This window comes from Microvirga antarctica (assembly GCF_017921815.1).
GTDB lineage: Bacteria > Pseudomonadota > Alphaproteobacteria > Rhizobiales > Beijerinckiaceae > Microvirga > Microvirga antarctica.
The window spans coordinates 97,501-119,476 of sequence record NZ_JAGEMM010000006.1; the positions used below are offsets into that span (position 1 = coordinate 97,501).

Annotated in this window: 20 protein-coding genes; 9 read left to right on the plus strand and 11 right to left on the minus strand. The window is 65.5% G+C overall.

The genetic code is table 11. The features are described 5' to 3' along the window. Positions 1-3: 3 nt before the first annotated feature. From J4G32_RS17015 to J4G32_RS17045, 7 genes are all read right to left on the minus strand, one after another. Complete coding sequence (locus J4G32_RS17015) at positions 4-282, minus strand: hypothetical protein (protein WP_343232670.1); 279 nt, start codon at positions 280-282, stop codon at positions 4-6. Positions 283-292: 10 nt separating this feature from the next. Next, positions 293-1,300: a WD40 repeat domain-containing protein gene (locus J4G32_RS17020; RefSeq protein WP_210496713.1), complete on the minus strand. Its 1,008-nt coding sequence runs from the start codon at positions 1,298-1,300 to the stop codon at positions 293-295. A 132-nt stretch (positions 1,301-1,432) separates the two neighbouring features. Then, the gene (locus J4G32_RS17025) at positions 1,433-2,395 is read right to left on the minus strand and encodes a CobW family GTP-binding protein (RefSeq protein WP_210496714.1); all 963 of its coding nucleotides are present in this window, start codon (positions 2,393-2,395) and stop codon (positions 1,433-1,435) included. Between the two features lie 64 nt (positions 2,396-2,459). Continuing rightward, on the minus strand, positions 2,460-3,380 hold the full coding sequence (locus tag J4G32_RS17030) for a metal ABC transporter substrate-binding protein (protein ID WP_210496715.1): 921 nt from the start codon (positions 3,378-3,380) through the stop codon (positions 2,460-2,462). An 18-nt stretch (positions 3,381-3,398) separates the two neighbouring features. Next, positions 3,399-4,265 (minus strand): metal ABC transporter permease, encoded by an 867-nt coding sequence (locus tag J4G32_RS17035; RefSeq protein WP_210496716.1) that lies wholly within the window; start codon positions 4,263-4,265, stop codon positions 3,399-3,401. Between the two features lie 33 nt (positions 4,266-4,298). Further along, entirely contained in the window at positions 4,299-5,057 is a 759-nt protein-coding gene (aztA, locus tag J4G32_RS17040; protein WP_210496717.1) for a zinc ABC transporter ATP-binding protein AztA, read from the minus strand. Between the two features lie 249 nt (positions 5,058-5,306). Then, positions 5,307-6,884 carry an OpgD/OpgG family glucan biosynthesis protein gene (locus J4G32_RS17045; RefSeq protein WP_210496718.1) on the minus strand — a complete coding sequence of 526 codons (1,578 nt, stop codon included), beginning with the start codon at positions 6,882-6,884 and terminating at the stop codon, positions 5,307-5,309. A 157-nt stretch (positions 6,885-7,041) separates the two neighbouring features. Here J4G32_RS17045 and J4G32_RS17050 point away from each other — a divergent pair, with 157 nt between their 5' ends. The 3 genes from J4G32_RS17050 (at position 7,042) to J4G32_RS17060 (ending at position 10,763) form a co-directional block, all read left to right on the plus strand. Then, complete coding sequence (locus tag J4G32_RS17050; RefSeq protein WP_210496719.1) at positions 7,042-8,010, plus strand: TAXI family TRAP transporter solute-binding subunit; 969 nt, start codon at positions 7,042-7,044, stop codon at positions 8,008-8,010. A gap of 93 nt (positions 8,011-8,103) precedes the next feature. After that, entirely contained in the window at positions 8,104-10,398 is a 2,295-nt protein-coding gene (locus J4G32_RS17055) for a TRAP transporter permease (RefSeq protein WP_210496720.1), read from the plus strand. Continuing rightward, a complete protein-coding gene (locus J4G32_RS17060) occupies positions 10,395-10,763 on the plus strand; it encodes a DUF1850 domain-containing protein (protein ID WP_210496721.1) in 369 nt (122 codons plus the stop codon). Before J4G32_RS17055 ends, J4G32_RS17060 begins: the two co-directional genes overlap by 4 nt. Here J4G32_RS17060 and J4G32_RS17065 read toward each other — a convergent pair. Beyond that, entirely contained in the window at positions 10,760-11,002 is a 243-nt protein-coding gene (locus J4G32_RS17065; protein WP_425515527.1) for a hypothetical protein, read from the minus strand. The two genes, J4G32_RS17060 and J4G32_RS17065, sit on opposite strands and share 4 nt — an antisense overlap. A gap of 145 nt (positions 11,003-11,147) precedes the next feature. Here J4G32_RS17065 and J4G32_RS17070 point away from each other — a divergent pair, with 145 nt between their 5' ends. Beyond that, the gene (locus J4G32_RS17070) at positions 11,148-12,722 is read left to right on the plus strand and encodes a gamma-glutamyltransferase family protein (RefSeq protein WP_210496723.1); all 1,575 of its coding nucleotides are present in this window, start codon (positions 11,148-11,150) and stop codon (positions 12,720-12,722) included. 2 nt (positions 12,723-12,724) lie between these two features. Here J4G32_RS17070 and J4G32_RS17075 read toward each other — a convergent pair whose 3' ends face one another. The 3 genes from J4G32_RS17075 to ung form a co-directional block, all read right to left on the minus strand. Then, the gene (locus J4G32_RS17075) at positions 12,725-13,753 is read right to left on the minus strand and encodes a nickel/cobalt transporter (RefSeq protein WP_210496724.1); all 1,029 of its coding nucleotides are present in this window, start codon (positions 13,751-13,753) and stop codon (positions 12,725-12,727) included. Further along, entirely contained in the window at positions 13,744-14,391 is a 648-nt protein-coding gene (locus J4G32_RS17080; protein WP_210496725.1) for a DUF1007 family protein, read from the minus strand. The genes J4G32_RS17075 and J4G32_RS17080 overlap by 10 nt, the downstream gene beginning before the upstream one ends. Positions 14,392-14,492: 101 nt before the next feature. Then, the gene (ung, locus tag J4G32_RS17085) at positions 14,493-15,221 is read right to left on the minus strand and encodes a uracil-DNA glycosylase (protein WP_246505193.1); all 729 of its coding nucleotides are present in this window, start codon (positions 15,219-15,221) and stop codon (positions 14,493-14,495) included. A gap of 176 nt (positions 15,222-15,397) precedes the next feature. Between ung and J4G32_RS17090 the strand changes: the two genes are divergently transcribed. The 5 genes from J4G32_RS17090 to J4G32_RS17110 all read left to right on the plus strand — a co-directional run bounded on the left by J4G32_RS17090 (position 15,398) and on the right by J4G32_RS17110 (position 21,974). Next, positions 15,398-16,906, plus strand: a complete 1,509-nt coding sequence (locus J4G32_RS17090) for a bifunctional metallophosphatase/5'-nucleotidase (protein ID WP_210496726.1) — start codon at positions 15,398-15,400, stop codon at positions 16,904-16,906. 163 nt (positions 16,907-17,069) lie between these two features. Continuing rightward, the gene (locus J4G32_RS17095; RefSeq protein ID WP_210496727.1) at positions 17,070-19,301 is read left to right on the plus strand and encodes an HWE histidine kinase domain-containing protein; all 2,232 of its coding nucleotides are present in this window, start codon (positions 17,070-17,072) and stop codon (positions 19,299-19,301) included. 116 nt (positions 19,302-19,417) lie between these two features. Then, complete coding sequence (gene hemH / locus J4G32_RS17100) at positions 19,418-20,479, plus strand: ferrochelatase (protein WP_210496728.1); 1,062 nt, start codon at positions 19,418-19,420, stop codon at positions 20,477-20,479. Between the two features lie 62 nt (positions 20,480-20,541). Beyond that, positions 20,542-21,528 (plus strand): SPFH domain-containing protein, encoded by a 987-nt coding sequence (locus J4G32_RS17105; RefSeq protein ID WP_210496729.1) that lies wholly within the window; start codon positions 20,542-20,544, stop codon positions 21,526-21,528. After that, positions 21,525-21,974 carry an NfeD family protein gene (locus tag J4G32_RS17110; RefSeq protein WP_210496730.1) on the plus strand — a complete coding sequence of 150 codons (450 nt, stop codon included), beginning with the start codon at positions 21,525-21,527 and terminating at the stop codon, positions 21,972-21,974. The genes J4G32_RS17105 and J4G32_RS17110 overlap by 4 nt, the downstream gene beginning before the upstream one ends. Positions 21,975-21,976: the final 2 nt, after the last annotated feature.

The following is a 21,976-nucleotide window of genomic DNA, read 5'->3' on the forward strand; positions in this document are numbered from 1 at the left end:
TCCTCAGGATGCGAGGGCTTCGAGGATATCGTCCTGCGTCACGTCCGCCAGCCCCTTGGCGACCTTGCAGGCCCGCGTCTTAACGCCCGGTTCCATCACCAGAATGACAGTCTCGACGCCCGGGCAGGCGGGGTCCATGCAGGCGATCTCATTGACCGCAAAAGCCGTGTCGGGGGAACCGCCCAGCGCAGCGCGCGCCCAGTCCTTGATGCGTGCGATCGCCTCGGGGTCTGCCTTCGGGACACCGAAGGCTCCTCTGATGAACGCCCCCAGCCGCGCCACGTTGCCGGCCTCAGGTCGGCAGGGTGAGAAGGCCGGCCTGGCCGTCCTCGCAGCCGAAGGCCAGCCGTTTGCCGCCGGCATCCCACTCCATGGCCGTGACGCCGCTGCCCTTGAGAGCCTGGCGAACGAGCAATTCGGCCGCATCCACCATGCGGATCAGCAGAATGCAACCGTCCTCGTAACCGACCGCGAGCACGAAGGTGTTGGGGTGGAACGCCACGCGGGTGACCTTGGCGGGCCGCACACCACATTCGCGCGGCTGCTTGCCCATCGGGCCTTCCTTGGAATCGAAAGGCCACAGGATCGCCGCTTCGGCCCCCGATGTGGCGAGCCATTTGCCATCTGACGACCACGACACCGAACGGGTCTTGGATGGATACCCGCTCATGCGCATGTTGCCCTTGTCGGGAACAAGGCGCCAACCGTGCAGGGCATTTTCCTGCATGGACGTCACGATAAAGCGCGCATCCGGCGACCACACGATATCGAGGTGCGATCCTTTCCAGTCCAAAAGCTCGGGCTTGGCCTCGACATTGGGAAACCACAGGGTCGCGCCGTTGTAATGCGCGATGGCGAGGCGATAGCCCTTCGGCGCAAAGGCCAATCCACGCGGCGCCGAGGCGAGTTCCAGGATTTTCTCGCGACCTTTGTCGTCAATCGCGATGGCGCGTTTTCCGGCCCCGTAGGCAAAGGCCCCGGTCTTGCTGATGGCGAGCGAATCGATCCAGGCGCCTTTGGTCTCGGCAAGGGTCCCGCTCGACCCGTCGGCGTGGGTAACGGCGACGCGGCCATCATCGCCCCCGGTGAGAAACCGCGCACCGTCGCTGAGACCCACCAGCACGCCGGCACCCGGATGAGCCTCCACCCGCTGTGTCTCGCCGTCGCGTGCCAGCACAATCGTCCCGTCGCCGAGGCCGAAAGCCGCCGTGCCCTTCAGCCAGCCGATGGCCGTGACATGCGCGTTGGTGTCCACGGCCAGAACGTGTTGGGTCAGTGACGATGCAGGTCCAGCGGTCATTCGGGCAATCCCTTCGCGGATGCCATTAGCACAAACGGGAGGGCCGTCGACAGGTGAGATCGGTCCAAGGTGCAGGGTCGGCGATCGGGCCAGGCGCCGTCACCGACGGCATTCTCGCACGCTCGCCTGTCGTCAGACCGCGCAGGCGAGGAACTCCTCGCGGATCGCCTTTTCGTTGAGATCGCGGCCGATGAAGACGACCTTGGAGGTGCGCTTCTGGCCAGGTTTCCAGTCGCCCTGCACGTCGCCGTCGAGGATCATGTGGACGCCCTGGAAGACGAAGCGCTTCGGTTCGCCGGGAAACGCCACGATGCCCTTGCAGCGCAGGATGTTCGCGCCCTCGACCTGGGTCAGGTTCGAAATCCACGGCATGAAACGCTCGGGGTCGACTTCACCGTCGATTTTGACGGAGATCGACTGCATCTCTTCGTCGTGGTGGTGATGATGGCCCTGCTCGAGAAAATCGGGTTCGATGTCGAGAATGCGGTCGAGATCGAAGGCATTGCGATCAAGCACTTCGCTGATCGGCACGGCGCAGTTCTGGGTGCGATGAAGCTTGGCATAGGGGTTGATGGCGCGAATGCGGCCCTCGACCTCTTCCAGCTCCGCGGGCGACACCAGATCGATCTTGTTAAGAATGATCACGTCCGCAAAGGCGATCTGGCTTTTGGCTTCGGGCGCATCCTTCAGCCGCTCGGACAGCCATTTGGCGTCCGCGACCGTGACGACCGCGTCGAGACGGGCCGCGTCCGAGACGTCCTGATCCATGAAGAAGGTCTGGGCGACGGGTGCGGGATCGGCGAGACCGGTGGTCTCGACGATGATGGCGTCGAACTTGCCCTTGCGCTTCATCAGGCCGTCGAGAATGCGGATGAGGTCGCCGCGCACGGTGCAGCAGATGCAGCCGTTGTTCATCTCGAACACTTCCTCGTCGGCGCCGACGACCAGTTCGTTATCGATGCCGATTTCGCCGAATTCGTTGACGATCACGGCATATTTCTTGCCGTGCGGCTCGGTCAGGATGCGGTTGAGAAGCGTCGTCTTGCCGGCGCCGAGATAGCCGGTGAGAACCGTGATGGGGATCTTGTCGGACATCGGGAAAATCCAAAACCTGTTTGCGGGAGCCGTCTCCGGTCGAGCTGAGACGGCAAAGACCGTCTCAGCTCGACAGGGCCGCGCTGAACGCCCTTATATTGTGTCTCATCATGTCAATGTAAGTCCCGGCCGGACCCGTGGGGACGGACAGCGCATCGGAGTAGACGCGCTCCCCGATGGACGCCCCTGTTTCGCTGGCGATGCGTTGCATGAGACGCGGATCCGACACGTTCTCGACGAAGATCGCCTTGATCGTCTCGCGCTTGATCTGCTGGATGATTTTGGCCACGTCCCGGGCCGAGGCCTCGGCGTCGGTCGAGACTCCTTGAGGGGCGATCATCGCCACGCCATAGGCGGCCTCGAAATAGCGGAACGCATCGTGGGACGTGATGATGCGACGCCGGTCTTTCGGGATGGCTGACACCAGCGCCCGGATATCGGCGTCGAGCGCATCGAGTTTTGCCAGATAGGCCGTGGCGTTCGCCTCGTAGGCCGCCCGCCCGTCGGCATCGGCCGCCACGAGGCCGTCGCGGATCGCCGCCACATAAAGCTTGGCATTCGCCACATCCTGCCAGGCATGCGGGTCGGTGGACGCATGGGAATGGCCGTGAGCGTGGTCATCCTCACCGGAGAGCGGCGTGACGGCGCGGGCGGCCTCGACGGTCGCGGCCTTGGTGCCGGAGGATTTGACGAGCCGCTCGATCCAGCCTTCGAACTTCAGGCCGTTGGTGAAGACGATTTTGGCCTCGCTGAGACGGCGTGCATCCGCGGGGCTCGGCGAATAGACATGTGCGTCCCCGTCGGGTCCCACAAGCGTCGTCACCGCGACCCGGTCGCCGCCCACATTGGCCACCATATCCCCGAGAATCGAGAAGGTCGCGACGACCTTGAGCCTGGCCGGAGCCTGTGCGGAGGCCGTGGTGGCGAGGCCCGCCATCAACCCGCCTGCCAGCAAGGCCAGGACGGTCTTTCGCGTCACATTCATGGTCGATCTCCCTTGGTGTCAGGCTTCGAGATGACGGCCCGGCCACAGCAGCCACAACAGGCCGCCCTCGCGGCCGGCAAGGAGCGACAGCACGTAGACGATGCCGGCCGTCAAAATGATCGCCGGACCGGCCGGCAATTCCAGGTGAAAGGAGAGCAGCAGGCCGCCCAGCCCCGAGAGCATCCCGATCAGAATCGAGACGATCATCATCGCGGTGATGTCCGCGGCCCAGAACCGCGAGGCAGCCGCGGGCAGCATCATCATGCCGACCGCCAGCAGGGTCCCGAGCGCGTGGAACCCGCCGACCAGATTGAGCACCACCAAACCCAGAAAGGTCAGGTGCGTCGGCGTTCCGGCGCGGCTGACGGAGCGCAGGAAAACCGGATCGACACATTCGAGGACGAGCGGCCGATAGAGGATCGCGAGCGCCATCACGGTGATGGTGGAGATGGAGGCCAGCAGCAGCAGGGTGTTGTCGTCGAGCGCCAGCACGGTGCCGAACAGCACGTGGAGCAGGTCCACGTTGGAGCCGCGCAGCGACACGATGGTGACGCCCAGCGCGAGCGACAGGAGGTAGAAGGCCGCCAGCGAGGCATCTTCCTTCAGGGCGGTGAAACGCGAGACGAGGCCGGCCGCCACCGCGACGATCACGCCGGCGGCGAGGCCGCCGATGGTCATGGCCGATAGCGAAAGGCCCGCGAAGAGATACCCGACCGCGGCACCGGGCAGGATGGCATGGGCCATGGCGTCCCCGGTCAGACTCATCCGACGCAGCATCAGAAACACGCCAATCGGCCCACCGCCGAGCGCGATGGCGATCACGCCGACGAGGGCGCGTTGCATGAAGGCGAATTCCGAGAACGGACCGACCAGGTAATCGATCATCTCAAGGCCGCGCGACGAAGGGTGAGGTGCGGGTCATGCGGCGCTCCGGTCACAGGCGGCGGCATGCGGATCGTAAGCCTCTACCATCTGGCGGGCGCGCAAGAGGTTTGCGGCGCTGAGCACCTCGGCGGTTGCGCCCCAGGCAACCGGTTCGCGGGCAATGAGCAGCGTCTGCGGAAACACCCGCTTGACCGTGTCGATATCGTGCAGCACGGCCACGACGGTGCGCGCCTCCGCATGCCAGCGTCGCACCAGATCGAGCAGGTCGGCCGTCGTCTTGGCGTCGATCGCCGTGAAGGGTTCGTCGAGCAGGATGATGGGCGAATCCTGCAGCAGCAGGCGGGCAAACAACGTCCGCTGCATCTGGCCGCCCGAGAGCGTGCCGATGGGGCGGCGCTCGAATCCGGTCAGGCCCACCGCCGACAGGGCCTCCTCGATGCGCGAGCGCGCGCCCTTGCCGATTCCTCCCAGCGCGCCTGAGCGCGACCACAGGCCCATGGCCACGAGATCGTAAACCGACAGCGGGAACGTCCGGTCGATTTCGGCCGCCTGCGGCAGGTAGGCCACCGAGGCGCGGGCCGGCAGCGTGAGCCGGATATGACCGTCGAGCGGCCGAAGCGCGCCGACGATCCCTTTCAGGAGCGTGGACTTGCCCGCCCCGTTGGGCCCGACGATGGCCGTGAGGCTACCGGTGGCGATCTCACCGTTCAGGTGATGGACCGCCGGATGGCGGCCATAGCCCAACGTCACCTCGTCAAAGCCGATCGCCGATGCTGCCACGGTCCCGCTCATGCGATCACGGCGAAAACGAGTAGCCAGAGGCAGGCGAGCAGGCCGGCCGACCCGACCAGGCGCTGAAGCGCGGAGAGGCGGAGCAGCGAGAAGGTGGGTCGTCCCGCCACCACCTGCGTCGGGGCGTGTGCGTGATGACGGTGCGAATGGCTGTGCGGCATGGCTCGGTCATACACCCGCGCCGGGCTGAATTCTAGGGGAGTACAGTATTTTATACGTACCCCTTGGCGGCGTCCCGATAGGAACCTGTCAGGCCACCGGATGGTACTGGTAGAGCCAGGTTTCGCTGAGAATTTCATCCCCTTGCCGCAGGTAGCAGCGCAACTCGACCGGATCGAGACCGGCCGCCGTCAGGTCAAACTGCGTCCGCCAGTGGCCGGGCACGTCGTCAGGGACCGCTTCGGTGAGGATGTTGGCGAAGGTGCCGCGCGAGGCGGTCAGGACCGGTTGCGGGATGACCCCCTTGGGCAGGCGGGTGAGCGGCTCTCCCATGAACTCGACCATGAATTTGCGCACGCCCTTCGGACGCGCCGTGCCCGCCTGTCCGCCATTGCCGAAGCGGGTCGCCACCACGCGGGCGAGCGGCGTCGGATAGGGCTCCTCGGCCGACCAGTACATGCGATATTTGAATTCGAACATCTTGCCGGCGACAGCTGGCTCCGCCGGCACCCACATGGCCACCACATTGTCGTGGATCTCGTCATCGGTCGGGATTTCCACCAGCTGAATGGCGCCGCGCTCCCAGTTGCCCGTGGGCTCGATCCAGAGCGACGGTCGACGGTCGTAATAGACCCCGTCCAGGTAGTGGTCGAAGTTGCGGTCGCGCTGCAGCAGCCCGAACCCCTTCGGATTGGTGTCCGAGAACGACGAGGTGATGATGCGCGGCGGGTTGTTGAGCGGCCGCCAGATCCGTTCGCCCGTGCCCGTCCACATGGCAAGGCCGTCGGAATCATGGATTTCCGGGCGCCAATCGACGGCGGTCGCCTTGGATTTCTCCGAGTACCAGTACATCGAGGTCAGCGGAGCAATCCCCAGCCGGGCCACATCCTGACGCAGGAAGATGGTGCTCTCGATGGCCATGATCACCGATTTCGCCCGTTGCATCACGAAGCGATAGACGCCGGCCACGCTCGGGCCGTCGAGGAGCGCATAGACCGTGACGGTGTCGGAGCCTGGCGCCGGCGTGTCGAAATAGACGTGCGTGAAGTCGGGGAATTCCTCGTTCTTGCCGAACACCGCCACATCCACCGCAAGCCCCCGGGCCGAAAGGCCGTACTGGTAGAGCTCGCCGATGGCGCGGAAATACGACGCGCCGAGAAACGCCACCCAATCGTTCTTGCGCCAGTCAAGCTTGCCGTTGCGGGCCTCCTGGAAGCGGAACCCGGCAAATCCGGAATTGTCCGGCAGTTTGCGTGCCGGCGAATCCGCCGGCATCTCGAAATAGGCGTTGTCGTAGAGAATCTCGCGCGCCTGGCCTTTTTCCGTCACATGCATCCGGACCGGCTTCTGGAAATAGCGCCCGAGATGGAAGAACGTCACCGGAAATTCGCTCGGCCCATTGGCCCAGAGCGCGAGATCGGTCTTGAACTTCAGCTTTCCGTGCGCGTCGTAGTCGATCTGGTCCAGCACCTCGGGGGATGGGCGGACCGGGGGAACATACGGTTGTGCCGCCATCTCGCGGGCCTGTTTCTTCAGGCCCTCGTATGAAAATGGCGTGGCCGGCCCCATCGTCAGGCTCTGCTGGGCCATGGCCGCGCCGGAGAATCCGGTCACGGCAAGGCCTGCCGTAGCGGTAGCGAACTGGAAAAACTGACGGCGATCGAACATGGTGGATGTCATCTGCGCTAGGATGAAACGAGCCCTACCAACCAAGGTGGCAGGATTAAGTCACTCTTAGCCCCTTGAGTATTCCGCGTCAGCCGCCAAACTGACGTCACACACAGGCGCACCCAAAAAAGCCGCCGCAATCCTAGGGAGTTAACTGATGCACATCCGTTTGACACGAAGCCTATTGGGCGCCGCGACCGCTCTTGCCCTCGCGGGAGCAAGCCTGCCTGCCCAGGCGCAGGACTTCATCAACATCCTGACCGGCGGCACATCCGGGGTCTATTACCCGCTCGGCGTGGCCATCTCGAAGGTGTTCTCCGAAAAAGTCCCGGGCAGCCGGCCGTCGGTGCAGGCCACCAAGGCTTCGGTCGAAAATCTCAACCTGCTGCAGCAGGGCAAGGGCGAAATCGGCTTCACCCTCGGCGACAGCCTCGCACTCGGCTGGGCCGGCGACGAGGAAGCGGGCTTCCGCGGCAAACTCGACAAGCTGCGCGGCATGACGGCGATCTATCCGAATTACATCCAGATCGTCGCCTCGAAGGATTCCGGCATCAAGACGCTGGCGGACCTCAAGGGCAAGCGGATCTCCGTGGGAGCGCCCAAATCCGGCACGGAACTGAACGCCCGGGCCATCCTCGCGGGGGCTGGCCTCACCTACAAGGATCTCGGCAAGGTCGAGTACCTGCCCTTCGGCGAATCGGTCGAACTGATGAAGAACCGCCAGCTCGACGCGACCCTGCAATCGGCCGGTCTCGGCGTCTCCTCGATCCGCGATCTCGCAAGCTCCGTCCCCATCGTCGTGGTGGAGATTCCCGCCGCCATCGTCGACAAAGTCGGGGCGCCTTACGTCAAGGTGATGATCCCGGCCAACACCTATGAGGGCCAGACCGCCGCCGTCCCGGCGGCCGCCGTCGTCAATTACCTGGTGACCCATTCGGGCATGTCGGACGACAAGGTCTACCAGATGACGAAAGCCCTCTATGAAAGCCTGCCGGATCTGGGCGCAGCCCATGCGGCCGCCAAGGACATCAAGCTCGAGAGCGCGCTTGTCGGCATGCCGGTGCCGATGCATCCGGGCGCGCAGCGTTACTTCGATGAAAAGGGCGTCAAGAAGCAGGGTTCCTAAGTCCTTGTGCTGATTTGACATCGAGGCCGGAGCGGGTGAACTGCTCCGGCCTTTTCAGTTGCGACGACTGCGAAAAAATGGGGAGGGGGCGACATGAACCTGGGCGTCAATTCATCTGAGGTCAGCGCCATGGGAGCGCCGGCGGCGGCGATCAATCCGGAACACGGATTGCCCGAGAGCTTCGGCGAGGGAATGGCGGGGCGCATCCTGTTCTGGATCGCCGTGTCGTTTTCCACCTTTCAGGTCGTGACCTCGTTCGGCATCCCCCTTGACGCTCCGTTCATCGCGGCCGTCACGCTCAATCATTTTGTGGCCGTTGCCCTGGTGCTCTGGGCCGGGTGGCTTGTCGCCCAGAGCCTTCGCGGCCGGGCCATTCTCGACGGCGCCCTGGCGTGGATCGCCATCGCGGCGGCCTTCGGCCTGATCGTGAAATTCGGCGGCTCCCTGCCGAGCCAGGTCGTGCGCGGGCTGCATGTGGGATTCCTGTGCCTCGTGGCCGGCGCCATGGTGGCCAACCACCGGGCCCAGTCGTCGACGACCCGGATCCTCGGCTGGGGCGTCGGCCTCGCGGGCTTTGCGGTCGGGCTCTATCAATGGCTGCTCTACAACGACCTCGTCGTGCGCGCGGGCGAACTGACATCCCTCGATATGGTGGTGGGAATCGCAGCCCTCGTGATCCTCATCTATCTCGTCTGGCAGGTGATGGGGATTGCGCTGCCGATCGTCGCCACGGTGTTCCTCGCCTATTGCATTCTGGGCCATTGGCTGCCCGCACCGCTCGACCACCGCGGTTACACGCTCGAGCAGGTGATCGAACACATGTCGTTCGGCACGGAAGGGATCTATGCGGTGCCGACCCTGGTGTCGGCCACATACATCTTCCTGTTCATCCTGTTCGGCGCCTTCATGGAGAAGGCGGGCGTCATCGATTTCTTCAACGATATCTCGATGGCGGCCTTCGGCAGCAAGCAGGGCGGCCCGGGCAAGGTCTGCGTCGCATCCTCGGCCCTGATGGGAACCGTGTCGGGATCGGGGGTCGCCAACGTGGTGGCGTCCGGGCAATTCACCATTCCGCTGATGAAGCGCTTCGGCTTTCCGTCCGCCTTCGCCGGCGGCGTCGAGGCCACCTCCTCGATGGGCGGCCAGATCATGCCGCCGGTCATGGGCGCCGTGGCGTTCATCATGGCCGAGACCATCGACGTTCCCTACGCGAAAATCGTCGAGGCGGCGATCATTCCGGCCGTCCTGTATTTCGCCGCCTGCTACCTCGCCGTGCACCTCGAGGCGGGCAAGCGCGGGCTGAAGGGCCTGCCGCGCGACCAGCTTCCGAATGCCTGGACCGAAATCAAGAAGAACTGGTTCCTCATCACGCCGCTTGGCGTCCTCGTCTATCTGCTGTTTGCCGGGTACACGCCCCTTTTCGCCGGTGCCGTCGGCCTGTCGCTGACGGTCGCGCTGATCATGGGTCTTGCCATCGTGGCGGGCCTCGCGGTGCCGGCCCTGCGGGTCGCGTTCTGGATCGGCCTGGCGCTGGTCTCGGCCTATTCGCTGGCCTCGAGCGTCTCCCTGGTTGTTGCCGTAGTGGCGTTCCTGGCAATCTGGAACGCGTTTTCCGGGCGTGGCCGCGTGACCCTGCAATCCTGCGTCGATGCCATGGCGGACGGTGCCCGGCAGGCTCTCCCGGTGGGTCTGGCCTGCGCGGTTGTCGGCATCGTCATCGGCACCATGACGCTGACCGGACTCGGCACGATCGTGGGCACCTGGATGATCTCCATCGGCAAGGACAACATGTTCCTGGCGCTGGTTCTCACGATGATCTTCAGCCTGATCCTCGGCATGGGCATCCCGACGATCCCCAACTACATCATCACCTCGTCGCTCGCGGCGCCGATCCTGCTCAATCTCGATGTGCCGCTCATCGTCTCGCACATGTTCGTGTTCTATTTCGGCATCATGGCCGATCTCACGCCGCCCGTGGCGCTGGCGGCCTTTGCGGCAGCCCCCATGGCAAAGGTGTCGGGCATGAAGATCGGCGTTCAGGCGATCAAGATCGCGCTGCCGGGATTCATCGTGCCCTACATGGCGGTCTACGATCCGGCCCTGATGCTCCAGCCGGTCGCCGGCCTGCAGGGCGCGGGCTACTGGTTCGCGGTGGTCTACGTGGTGGTGAAGGCCTGCGTGGCGCTGGGCCTCTGGGGCGTCGCGGCGGTCGGCTATTTCCGCGCCCCGCTTGCCTGGTGGGAGCGGATCTGGGCCGCAGCGGCCGCTGGGTTGCTGGTGCTGGCGGTTCCCGTCACCGACGAGGTCGGGTTCGTCCTCGCCATCGGGTTTGCGGTCTTTCACATCTGGCGGACGCGGCAGGCCGAAAGCGTCGTGGCGAGCCGGTGATCTGTCTGCTGGCCGGGACCAAGCTCGCGCCCCTCATGGCCGCCGCCATCACGCTCGCCTGGACGCATTCGGTCGAGAAAACCCAGTGGGAGGAGGACTGGCGGTCGGGACCGGCCGGGCTCGAACTGGTGGAGGCCCGCATCGAGGGCTCAGGAGCCGGGATGGAGCCGCCGCCTGAGGCCGAGCGGGTCGGCGGCATCTGGCGCTGGCATCCCAGCCTGCCGCCGCAACGCGACATCGTCCTGCGGCGCTCAGGCGCCACGTCCGATTGGCGGATCTGCATCGCGGGACAATGCCGCACGATGGACGCCTACATACCGGCGGATTCCGACCCGGTGGTGATGACGAATTGCCCGGTGCCTTAGGCGCGCTGGGTGATCGGCTCGACCTTCGTGCACAGCTGCCAGACGATGGTCATCACATAGGCCGCCATGAGGCTGAACAGCCCCATCAGGATATATCCGACCGTGCTGCCGAGCTCGAACAGTCCGGCAATCGCCCATCCGCCCGCAAGCGCCACGCCAAAGACTTCCGTGGCCACCAGGATCATGATGCTGACGATGGTGATCAGGTTGCGCCAGTTGGTGCGTTTCGGCTCTGCCAAGGTCGTGTCCTCCATGCGCGCGGTCGCCGGGCGTGGTGCAACGGGTCACACCGGTTCGGCCTCGCGGACGATGCTCAAGGGTTGAGGCACTACCTCAATCGCCCCCCGACGTGCAAGTTCCGCGATTCTCCCCTAGGGTCGCCCGATGCCAGAAACCCCAGTCTTTTCCACCGCGGCGGTCGCTGCTCCCCATCCTCGTGCCAGCGCGATCGGCCAGGCGATTCTGGCCTCTGGCGGCAATGCGATCGAGGCCGTGGTCGCGATGGCGGCGACCTGCGCGGTCGTGCTGCCCCATCTCAACGGTCTGGGGGGCGACGGCTTCTTCCTCGTCCGGGAGCCGCGCGGCCGCGTTCATGGCATCGAGGCCGTCGGTCCTGCCGGAGCGCTGGCCACGATCGCCCGCTACCGGCAGCGCGAATATGAGGCGGTTCCCACCCAGGGCGCTGATGCAACCGTCACCGTGGCTGGGGTCGTCGCCGGGTGGTCCCTCGCGCTCGAACTGTCACGCGCCCTCGGCGGTCAGATGCCCCTCGACATGCTGCTGACCGACGCCGTCGCACTGGCCCGGGACGGCTACGACGTCGTCCCCTCCGAGGGCCGCCTGAAGCTTTCGCCCACCCTCATCGCCGATCCGTCATTCGCCCGCACCTTCCTGCAGGACGGCAAGCCCGCGGTTGCCGGCGACCGCCGGCTGCTTCCCCGGCTGGCGGACACGCTCGAGCGGTTGTCGCATGCGGGATTGGCCGATTTCTATCGGGGTGACGTGGGCCGCGAAATCGCCCTCGATCTCGAACGCATCGACTCGCCCATCGGCCGCCGGGATCTCGAGACCTACCGCGCCCGTAGCGTGGAGCCGCTCACCGTCGGGCTGCAGGGCGCGACGCTCTACAACCTGCCGGCCCCGAGCGTGGGATTTGCCTCCCTGATGGCGCTCACCATTGCCGATCGCCTCGGCGTGGGCAGCAGCGAATCGGTCCTCGCCCATCACGGTCTGATCGAGGCGACGCGTCGGGCGCTCGTGCTGGCCGATCGCCGCATCACCGATCCCCGCGAGATGGAGGCGGATCTCGCCGATCTCCTGGCCGGAGGATTGCCCGAGCACGAAGCCTTGCAGATCGACCGCAGCCGGGCCGGGACATCCGCTCTGCCCACAGGCACGGAGGGCGATGGCATCTGGATCGGCTGCATCGACAAGGACGGGCTTGCGGTGTCGTTCGCGCAATCCGTCGACGGCTCGTTCGGATCGGGGATCGTCCTGCCCAGGACCGGCATTCACTGGCATAATCGCGGGCGGGCGTTCTCCCTCGATCCATCGCGCCTGAACCCGCTTGTGCCCGGGCGCAAGCCGCCCCACAGCCTCAATCCGGCCCTTGCCGTGTTCGCCGACCATCGGGTTTTGACCTACGGCGTGGTTGGCGCACAGACCCAGGGGCAGATCCTGTCACGCTATGCGGATCTCGCGGCAGGTCCTGCGGACACCCTCGCGGCGCCACGGTGGTGGCTTGCCCGCAGGGATGACAGCGAGACCGTGCTGCGGGTGGAAGAGGGGTTCGATACGAGCTTCATGCGCGGCCTGTCCCGTCTCGGGCATCAGGTCGAGGACGTTGCCGCAGGAGAAGCGGCCCTGCCGGGAGCGGGCATGATCGTGAAGCACGCGCGCAACGGCCGTGTCGAGGCCAGCCACGATCCCCGGGGGGAGGGCGAGGTCATGGGCCTCTAGGCTCAGCTCGCCGGCCCGGCGCTCCACAAGCCGAGCAGGAGACTTGCGCCCAGCACCAGCACGAAAGCGGCGGCAAGCAGCTCCAGGCCTGCCACCGCCACGGCGCCCGCGGCCCCGCGACCGCCCGCGAGGCGCAGGGCGAGGGCCTTGGCAAAGACCGCCAGCGCCGCGATCACGCCGGTGGTGAGCGCGGTGCCGAGCGCCATCGCGAAGGTGGCCGCAACACCGGCCGCAAAAAGGCCCTGCGAAAGGGCAAAAACCAGAATGACGAGCGCGCCCGCGCAGGGACGAATGCCGGCCGCAAGCGCCACGCCTGCCATGTCGCGCCACCGTGTCATGCGGTCGAGCACATCTGGCGGTGGCATGTGCACGTGATCGCAATCGGCCTCGGGGATTGTGGCCAGCGGGTCGCGGGCGAGGGCGAGGGTGCCCATGACCTTGCCGCTCTTGCGCCAGGTGAGCATCGCACCGAGCAGGGCCACGACCACGAAACTCAGCAACTCCACACGAACCGTCACGAGGTTCATGGTGGCGGCGGTGGCGCGAAAAACGAGGGCGACGACGCTGACCAGCAGGATTGCAACGAGAGCCTGAACGATGGCTGCCGCAAGGCTCAATCCGAAGCCCTTGGCCAGTGCGCGCTCATCGGCCACCAGGTAGGCCGCGATGACGCCCTTGCCGTGCCCGGGGCCTGCTGCGTGGAACACCCCATAGGCGAAACCGATTCCCAGCAGGGACCAGAGCGCCGTGCCGTGTTCCTTCGCGGCCGAGAGCGCGTCCTGCAGGCTGCGGTAGAATCCGCTCTGGATCGCCAGAAGATAGGCACCCAGTTCGCCGCCGGGCGCCGCCTCGCGCAATCCCATGCCAAACGGATTGCGGGTCGGAGCCGCAGCCTGGGGCGCTGCTATCCAGACCAGCAATGCGATGGCCGTGCCAACGATGGCGACCGCAGCGGCACAGAGCAGGAGGCGCTGCCAGGTCCCAACACGCGCGGCAGGGGCAAGAACGGCGGAACCGGCGTTCAGGGACATGCGATGATCGCCTTGTTAGCGAATTGCGTGCCGAAGTTGGACGCTGCCGTCAGCGTCTCGAAAAACGCCTCGGACATGTTCTTCTGCTGCGTCGCCTCGAGCGGTTTCGGGCGCGCGATGCTCGTCGCGCAGCCCTTCGGCGCGCTTGCGAGCGTGACGGCATCCTCACCGTCTGCGAGGCTGAACGAGACGAAAAAGGTCGGATCGTAGATCTCGAGCGCCGTCGTGCGGGCCGCCGAGGGCGCGCTCAGCGGCAGGAAGAACGACAACACGACCTCGTCGGTCTCATAGATCATGCGGGGGTCACGCGGCGAGCCGAATTCCAGCTTCTTGCCGTTGGCCTTCAGCACCGTGAAATATCCGAATTCCGCGAGCGATTCAGTGTTCTCCTTGGCCAGATCCTGCAGTTCCTCGGGCGACAACTTGCCGTCCCCGTTCTTGTCCAGCCCCTGGGTCACATAGGCCGAGTAGCTCTTGTCGAAGGTCCAGGCATGGCGGATTCCCGCAATCTTGCCATCGGTCTCGTAGACCATCTCGGCCCGTGCGATCACCCAGACGTGCGGATGGGCAAAGGCCGGCACGGCAAACCCGGTCAACGATCCGACCAGAAGACATCGAAGGCCAAGGCGAAGTGTCATGCGTCGATCCCAGGGCAGGAGGATTCACGGGGCGAACGCCCCTCAGGTGGTCCCCTGCCTAACGCATCATGGTTAATGGAGGCGAAACGGAGGCGTCCTTATCACGACAGACACCAGTCGATAGGAGCCTGGCCGTGCTGCTCGAGCCAGAGGTTGGCCCGGCTGAACGGGCGCGTTCCCTTGAAGTCGCGCAGGCGATTGAGGGGGGACGGATGCCCCGATTCGACGATCAGGTGCCTGGTTGCATCCACGAGCGCCGCTCGCTGTCGGGCGGCCGCTCCCCACAGGAGAAACACTACGGCAGGCTGCCTGGCAGATACCGCCGCGACCGCCTGGTCGACCAGGGCGGCCCAGCCGAATCGCAGATGGCTGCCTGCCTGCCCGGCCTGAACGGTCAGGGCGGAGTTCAGCAACAGGACGCCCTGTTCGGCCCAGCCGCTCAGGTCACCGCTGCGCGGCATCGGCACCTTCAGATCCTCGGCCATTTCCGCGAGGATGACGCGGAGCGAAGCCGGCAGGCGGCGGCGGCCGCGATACGAGAACGCCAATCCGTGGGCGTCCCCCGGAGTCGGATAGGGATCCTGCCCAAGAATGACCACCTTAACCCGGTCCATGGGCGTGAGCGTGAGTGCGCGAAACACCGATTCGGGTGGCGGCAGAACCTCGCCCCCGGCCGCCACGATCGCATCGACCCTTTCGGCCACCGTCCCGGCACTGCCGTTACGGAAGAACGGGAGTTCCTGCCAGGTTCCTTTGGCGCTTGCGGCGAGAAAGTCCGCCAGGGCTTTGCCCACGGGACCGGGCGTCGGCGGGCAGGGGGGTGTCATCATGCGGTCGTGTCCGAAGGGCAGGGAAATCGGCGGAGGTGCGCAAGCCATCCGATGGCCTCGCTCGGGCGTCGCGGGCCGGTTCGGGGCCGTCGACAGGCTCGGGCTTGTGTGACACGATAGCGCTCTCATTTCCACCGATGAACCGTCAACCGAACCCTAGCCAAGGATCTCCGATCATGCGCCCAAGCCGCCCTCTTGCCGCCCTTCGCGCCGGCCTCCTCGGTCTCTCGCTCGTCGTGTCGGGTGCGGCACTGGCGCAGCAGGCGGTCACGATCCGGTTTGTCCAGACCAACGATATCGACCGGATGAGCCCCGAGAAGGGCCGCGGCGGGTTTGCCAAGCTCGCGACCGTCATCAAGGAAGAGCGCGCCAAGGGCAACACGTTCTTCGTGCATGCGGGCGACACCATCTCGCCCTCGCTCCTGTCGGGCTTCGACAAGGGCGCGCATATCATCGACATCCTCAACCACATGGGGGTCGATGCCATGACCCCCGGCAATCATGAATTCGATCTCGGCCCCGATGCGTTCCGGGCGCGTATGGCCGAGGCGAAGTTCGATGTTCTGACCTCCAACATTCTCGACGGCAATGCGCGGCCGGCCAATACGAAGGCCGACAAGGTCGTCGACGTGCAGGGCATCAAGGTCGCGTTCTTCGGGCTGACGACGGAAGACACGCCGATCATGTCGAGCCCCGGCAGCATCAAATTCGGCCCCACCATCGCTGCCGCTCGCGACAAGGTGAAGGAGTTGCGCGCAGCCGGCGCGGATCTCGTTGTCGCCGTCACCCACACGCCCCTCGATGTCGACATGATCCTCACCCGTTCGTCCGGCGCCGATCTGATCATCAGCGGTCACGACGAGCACCTGCTTGCTTTCTATGACGGCAAGGTCGCGCTGACGGAATCAGAGTCGCAGGCGAACTACATCACGGTCATCGAGCTGTCCGTGATGAAGGCCGAGAAAGATGGCAAGACCACGGTCACCTGGACGCCGAATTTCCGCATCGTCGACAGCGCGACCGTGAAGGCTGATCCCGAGATCGAGGCGGTGATCAAGGGTTACGAGGACAAGCTGTCGAAGGAACTCGACATCGAAATCGGCATGACCGAGACGCCGCTCGACAGCCGGAGAGCGACGGTCCGCGGCGGCGAGGCTGCCATCGGCAACCTCGTGGCCGACGCCTTGCGGGCATCCGTCGGCGCCGATGTGGCGATCACGAACGGGGGCGGCCTGCGCGCCGACAAGCAATATCAGGCCGGCCAAAAACTGACGCGCCGCGACATTCTGGCCGAGATGCCGTTCGGCAATACCACCGTTCTGATGGAGCTCCCCGGCGACAAGCTGAAGGCCGCTCTCGAAAACGGCGTCAGTCAGGTGCGTGAAATGGGCGGCCGCTTCCCGCAGGTCTCTGGCCTGGTTGTGGAGGTCGACCTCAAGGAGCCGGTCGGCAGCCGAGTGAAGTCGGTGACGGTCAATGGCGCACCCCTCGACCCGGCCAAGACCTACAAGCTTGCCACCAATGACTTCATGGCGCGCGGCGGTGACGGCTACCGCGCCTTCATCGACGGCAAGCAGCTCGTCGATGTCGCAGCAAGCCAGCTCATGGCCACGCAGGTCATCGACTACGTGTCGAAGGCCGGCAAGATCGCCCCCAAGGTCGAGGGACGGGTCGTCCTGCGCTGAAGCATCTATCGAGACGCGAACCGTGCGCCGGGCGCCCGAAAAGCGCGCCGGCGTATGAGCACAGGCTCGAAAAGGCCTTTGTGAAACGGCGCGAGCGCCGTATCCATGACCTCTGCCGCGCCGGCGCATTCCCGTCTTCTGTGAAACCAAAGCGATTCGATCTTTGAAGGACTCTTCGTCGCCGAAAAAATCCGGCTTCTTCCGTGAGGCGCGACGTCGCGCCATGACGCGCGGCCGGATCGCATTCGCGATGGGCCTGTTCGGCGTCACCTTCATCGTCGCGACCTTCGGCTACATCGCCCTGGAACAGCGCAGTCGCCTGATGCAGCGCAATGACGAGGAAATCGTCAGCAACGCCTATTTCATGGCCGATCACGCAGCGCGGTTGTTCGAGGTGACAGACCTGACACTTCGTCAGGCGACGGCCTTCATCGAGGGCCAGAGTTGGGCGGCCATCGAGCCGTCGCGGGCGTATTGGGAGCAGCTCAATGCCATCAAGTCGGCGCTTCCCTATGTCGACGACATCTGGCTCAACGATTCCACCGGCAAGCTGCGCCTGACCTCCGCGTTGTTTCCGACGCCGGACTCGAGCGTTGCTGACCGCGATGCTTTTCGCGAGCAGGCGGCGTCCGACAAGGGCCTCTATGTGGGCGAGCCGATCATTGGCCGGATCACCAGCGCGCCCACTTTTCTCGTGAGCCGCCGCCTCGAATCGCCGACCGGCCAGTTCCGTGGAATCGTCTCGGTCACCATGGCCCTCTCGTACTTCAATGATTACTGGGGCAACCTGCGCCTGCCGAAGCGAAGCCGCATCGCCCTGATGCGAGCAAGCGACGGCAAGATCATCGCGCAGTATCCGTCGCCAACGGACGGCGTGAGCTTAGTCGCGAGCGACGGGGCAGCTTTTCGCGCGGCCGTGGCCACCAACGGACGGGTTGGATCGTTCGCCTACGATGCCGCCGACGATCCGCGACTGGCCGCCTATCACCAGGTGGGCGACATGCCGCTCTATGTCGGCATCAGCGTCCCGCAGGATACCTACTGGACCGCCTGGATCACCCAGACGCGTCTGTACGGCGCGTTCGCGCTGATCGCGTTCCTGGCGCTGGCCGCCTTGACAGCGCTCGCCGGGCGACAGTTTCGGGAACAGGCTGCCGATGCGGCGCTCCTGTCCGAGGAGGTCGCGCTGCGCACCGGCGAGTTGCAGGCCGAGACGGCCGCCCTGGAGGTTCTCAACCGCACCGGCACGACGCTCGCCAGCGAACTCGAGATCGACCACATCATGCACAACGTCATCGACGCCGGCGTCGAGCTGACAGACGCGGAGGCGGGTGCGTTCTACGATCGCTATCCCGCAGGCGGAGTGTCCGGGCGCGAGGGCGCCTTCAAGCTCTGCGCTGTCGCGGGCGCGGGCGAGCAGGTCTTCGCGAATGCCCCGACGCTGCAGGATGCGCAGGCCCTGTCCCCCACATTGGCGTTGGGCAAAATCGTGCGAGCCGACGACATCATGGCGGATGGCGGAGACGATCGCGAATCCCTCTTCCGCGCCATCTCCAGCGGTCCGATCGTCATGCGCAGCGCCATGGCGGTGCCGGTGGTCTCGCGAACGGGCGACATCAACGGCGTCCTCATGTTTGCCCATCGCAACACCCAGGTTTTCACCGAGCGCAGCGAGCGGTTGATGCAGGGGCTGGCTGCGCAGGCCGCGATCGCGATTGAGAATGGCCGACTCTATCAGGCGGCCCAATATGAGATCGAAGAACGCAAGCAGTCGCAGGCGCAGCAATCGCTCCTGATCCGCGAGCTTCACCATCGGGTCAAGAACACCCTGGCAACCGTCCAGGCCGTCGTGGGCGCAACCGCGCGGTCGACCACGAACATCGACGATTTCTACCAGGCCTTTGTGGCGCGCATCATCTCGCTGGCCAATACCCACTCGCTCCTGACCGAGGCTGTCTGGCAGACCGCATCCCTGCGCGAGATTCTCGAGAAGGAACTCACACCCTATTACGATCCCGCAGGCGAGCGAATCCGGATCGACGGGCCCCTCGTGGAACTGCCGTCCGAGGCCGCCGTCCCCATCGGCATGGCGATCCACGAGCTCACAACCAACGCCACGAAATACGGGGCGCTGTCCGTCGAGGGCGGCCGGGTCGCCGTCTCGTGGAGTTCGGAGCCCGAGGGTGACGGCATCCGCCTGAACCTCATCTGGACCGAGCGAAACGGCCCGGTCGTTTCGCCCCCCACCCGGCAGGGTTTCGGGTCGAGGCTGCTCCACCGGGTGCTGACGACTCAACTCAGCGCCGCCGTCGACATGGATTTCGATCCGGAAGGGCTGCGCGTGTCCCTCGACATGGTGCTGAAGCAGGGCGCTTTCCTGAACCCGGTCGCCTGAAAGCGGCGCACCAGCGCGCCGCGACACGGCATCCCTTTGCTCCGCGCCCGCGATCCCCTATCTAGTCGCGCATCAAGCGCGGCTTTTGACCGCGAGCGCGCCGAGGGGCCACCGGGATGAACGAGATCGTCAAGCTGAGCGAGATGCGCCAGGGCTTCTGTCCGGTGGATCACCCGACCGTCAAAATGGGCCGGGTCGGTGTGCTGCTGGTCAATCTCGGGACGCCGGAGGGCACCGATTACTGGTCGATGCGGCGCTATCTGAAGGAGTTTCTGTCCGACAAGCGGGTGATCGAAACCTCCCGCCTGCTGTGGTGGCCGATCCTCAACCTCATCATCCTGACCAAGCGGCCGGGTCCCAAGGGGCGCGACTATGCGTCGATCTGGAACAACGAGCGCGATGAGGGACCCCTCAAGACCATCACCCGGGCGCAGGCCGAGGATCTGGCTGTCCACCTCAAGGCGGTGGCAGGCGACAAGGTCACGGTGGATTGGGCGATGCGCTACGGCAAGCCAGAAATGCGCGAACGCATCCATGCCCTGCTCGAACAGGGCTGCGACCGTATCCTGCTGGTGCCGCTCTATCCGCAATATGCCGCCGCCACCTCTGCGACTGTGTGCGATCAGGCGTTCCGCGCCCTGATGGATATGCGCTGGCAGCCGGCCATCCGCGTGTCGCCGCCCTATCACGACGATCCGGTCTATATCGACGCGCTGGTGACCTCCATGAAGCGTGACCTTGCCAAGTTGCCCTTCGAGCCGGAGGTCGTTCTGGTGTCGTTCCACGGGGTGCCGAAGGAGTATCTGCTCAAGGGCGACCCCTATCATTGCCAGTGCGTCAAGACCTGGCGCCTGATGCGCGAGGCCTTCGGCCTGCCGCCGGACAAATTCCGGATGAGCTTCCAGTCCCGGTTCGGCGGTGACGAGTGGCTGCAGCCCTACACCGACAAGACCGTCGAGGCGCTTGCCGAAAGCGGCATCAAGCGCATGGCCATCGTGGCGCCCGGCTTCTCGGCCGATTGCCTTGAAACGCTGGAAGAACTCGACGTGGAGAACCGCGAGATCTTCATGCATCACGGCGGCGAGCAATTCGCCTACCTGCCCTGCCTCAACGACAGCGAGGAGGGCATGCGTGTGATCCGGCACATCGCCGAGCGCGAATTGCAGGGCTGGATCTAGGGGACGTTTCCGGCCGTCCCGCGTTGCTCTAGTGTCGGAACCTCCGGCGACCAGGAGGCCGCATGCCGACGTTGATGGGTTTCGATATTTTCGTGATCGCGTTCGTGGTGGTGATCATTCTCACCATCGCCATGGGCGTCAGAACCGTGCCACAGGGCTTTGCCTATACGGTGGAGCGTTTCGGGCGCTATTCCCGCACGCTCGGCCCCGGACTCGGGCTCATCGTTCCTTACGTGGAAAAGATCGGCAAGCGCGTCAACGTGATGGAGCAGGTGCTCGACGTGCCGAGCCAGGAGGCGTTCACCAAGGACAATGCCGGCGTCACCATCGATGCGGCGGCGTTCTACCAGATCCTCGACGCGTCGCGCGCCTCCTACGAGGTCTCCGATCTCAACCAGGCGCTCCTGGTGCTCACCATGACCAACATCCGCACCGTTGTCGGGTCCATGGATCTCGACCAGCTGCTGTCCCATCGCGACGAGATCAACGAGCGGCTGCTGCGGGTTCTCGACGCGGCAGCCTCCCCGTGGGGCGCCAAGGTCACGCGCGTCGAGATCAAGGACATCCTGCCGCCGGCGGACCTCGCGGGCGCCATGGCGCGCCAGATGAAGGCCGAGCGGGAGAAACGTGCCGCCGTGCTCGAGGCGGAAGGCTTGCGGCAGGCCGCGATTCTGCGCGCCGAGGGTGACAAGCAATCGCAGATCCTCTCGGCGGAAGGCCGCAAGGAAGCCGCGTTCCGGGATGCGGAGGCGCGCGAGCGGCAGGCCGAGGCGGAGGCGCGGGCGACCGCTTTGGTGAGCGAGGCCATCACCAGCGGCGACCTGTCGGCCGCGAACTTCCTCGTGGCGGAAAAATACATCGATGCCCTGCGGGCCATGGCGACCGCGCCCAATCAGAAGGTCATCATCGTGCCGATCGAGGCGGCGAGCCTCGCCGGTTCTCTGGGCGGCATTGCCGAATTGACCAAGGCCGTGTTCGGCGAGGGCGGCGCCAGCTCTCGCCCCGCCCGCACGGTGCCGCCGATTGCGGGCGACAAGGGCCGTCCATGATCGCCGCGGCGGTTGTCAGCCTCGGACCCTGGGCGTGGGTGATCCTGGGAATCGTCCTGATCGGCGTCGAGGTCATGGCCCCCGGGGTGTTCTTCATCTGGCTGGGCCTCGCCGCCATCGCCACCGGCCTGCTGGCGGCGGCCATCGGCCTGTCGTGGCAGATCGCGGCCCTGACCTTCGCGGTTTTGGCCTTACTGGCGGTCATCCTCGGTCGGTGGCTGATGCGCGCGAGCGCTCCGCACGACACGCAGGCCGCCACCCTCAACCGGCGCGGCGAGGGGCTGGTCGGCCGCGAATTTGTCCTGGAGACGCCGATCGAGGGAGGATCCGGACGGATCAGGGTCGATGACAGCTCCTGGCGCGTCACCGGTCGCGACCGGTCGGCCGGGCAGCGGGTCCGCGTGGTGCGAGTCGAGGGGACGACGCTGGTGGTGGACGACGTCTGAGG

Coding starts and splice junctions, on each gene's coding strand:
- J4G32_RS17020 (WP_210496713.1), bottom strand. CDS start 1,300: ATGACCGCTGGACCTGCATCGTCACTGACCCAACACGTTCTGGCCGTG.
- J4G32_RS17025 (WP_210496714.1), bottom strand. CDS start 2,395: ATGTCCGACAAGATCCCCATCACGGTTCTCACCGGCTATCTCGGCGCC.
- J4G32_RS17030 (WP_210496715.1), bottom strand. CDS start 3,380: ATGAATGTGACGCGAAAGACCGTCCTGGCCTTGCTGGCAGGCGGGTTG.
- J4G32_RS17035 (WP_210496716.1), bottom strand. CDS start 4,265: ATGATCGATTACCTGGTCGGTCCGTTCTCGGAATTCGCCTTCATGCAA.
- aztA (WP_210496717.1), bottom strand. CDS start 5,057: ATGAGCGGGACCGTGGCAGCATCGGCGATCGGCTTTGACGAGGTGACG.
- J4G32_RS17045 (WP_210496718.1), bottom strand. CDS start 6,884: ATGTTCGATCGCCGTCAGTTTTTCCAGTTCGCTACCGCTACGGCAGGC.
- J4G32_RS17050 (WP_210496719.1), top strand. CDS start 7,042: ATGCACATCCGTTTGACACGAAGCCTATTGGGCGCCGCGACCGCTCTT.
- J4G32_RS17055 (WP_210496720.1), top strand. CDS start 8,104: ATGAACCTGGGCGTCAATTCATCTGAGGTCAGCGCCATGGGAGCGCCG.
- J4G32_RS17070 (WP_210496723.1), top strand. CDS start 11,148: ATGCCAGAAACCCCAGTCTTTTCCACCGCGGCGGTCGCTGCTCCCCAT.
- J4G32_RS17075 (WP_210496724.1), bottom strand. CDS start 13,753: ATGTCCCTGAACGCCGGTTCCGCCGTTCTTGCCCCTGCCGCGCGTGTT.
- J4G32_RS17080 (WP_210496725.1), bottom strand. CDS start 14,391: ATGACACTTCGCCTTGGCCTTCGATGTCTTCTGGTCGGATCGTTGACC.
- ung (WP_246505193.1), bottom strand. CDS start 15,221: ATGATGACACCCCCCTGCCCGCCGACGCCCGGTCCCGTGGGCAAAGCC.
- J4G32_RS17090 (WP_210496726.1), top strand. CDS start 15,398: ATGCGCCCAAGCCGCCCTCTTGCCGCCCTTCGCGCCGGCCTCCTCGGT.
- hemH (WP_210496728.1), top strand. CDS start 19,418: ATGAACGAGATCGTCAAGCTGAGCGAGATGCGCCAGGGCTTCTGTCCG.
- J4G32_RS17105 (WP_210496729.1), top strand. CDS start 20,542: ATGCCGACGTTGATGGGTTTCGATATTTTCGTGATCGCGTTCGTGGTG.
- J4G32_RS17110 (WP_210496730.1), top strand. CDS start 21,525: ATGATCGCCGCGGCGGTTGTCAGCCTCGGACCCTGGGCGTGGGTGATC.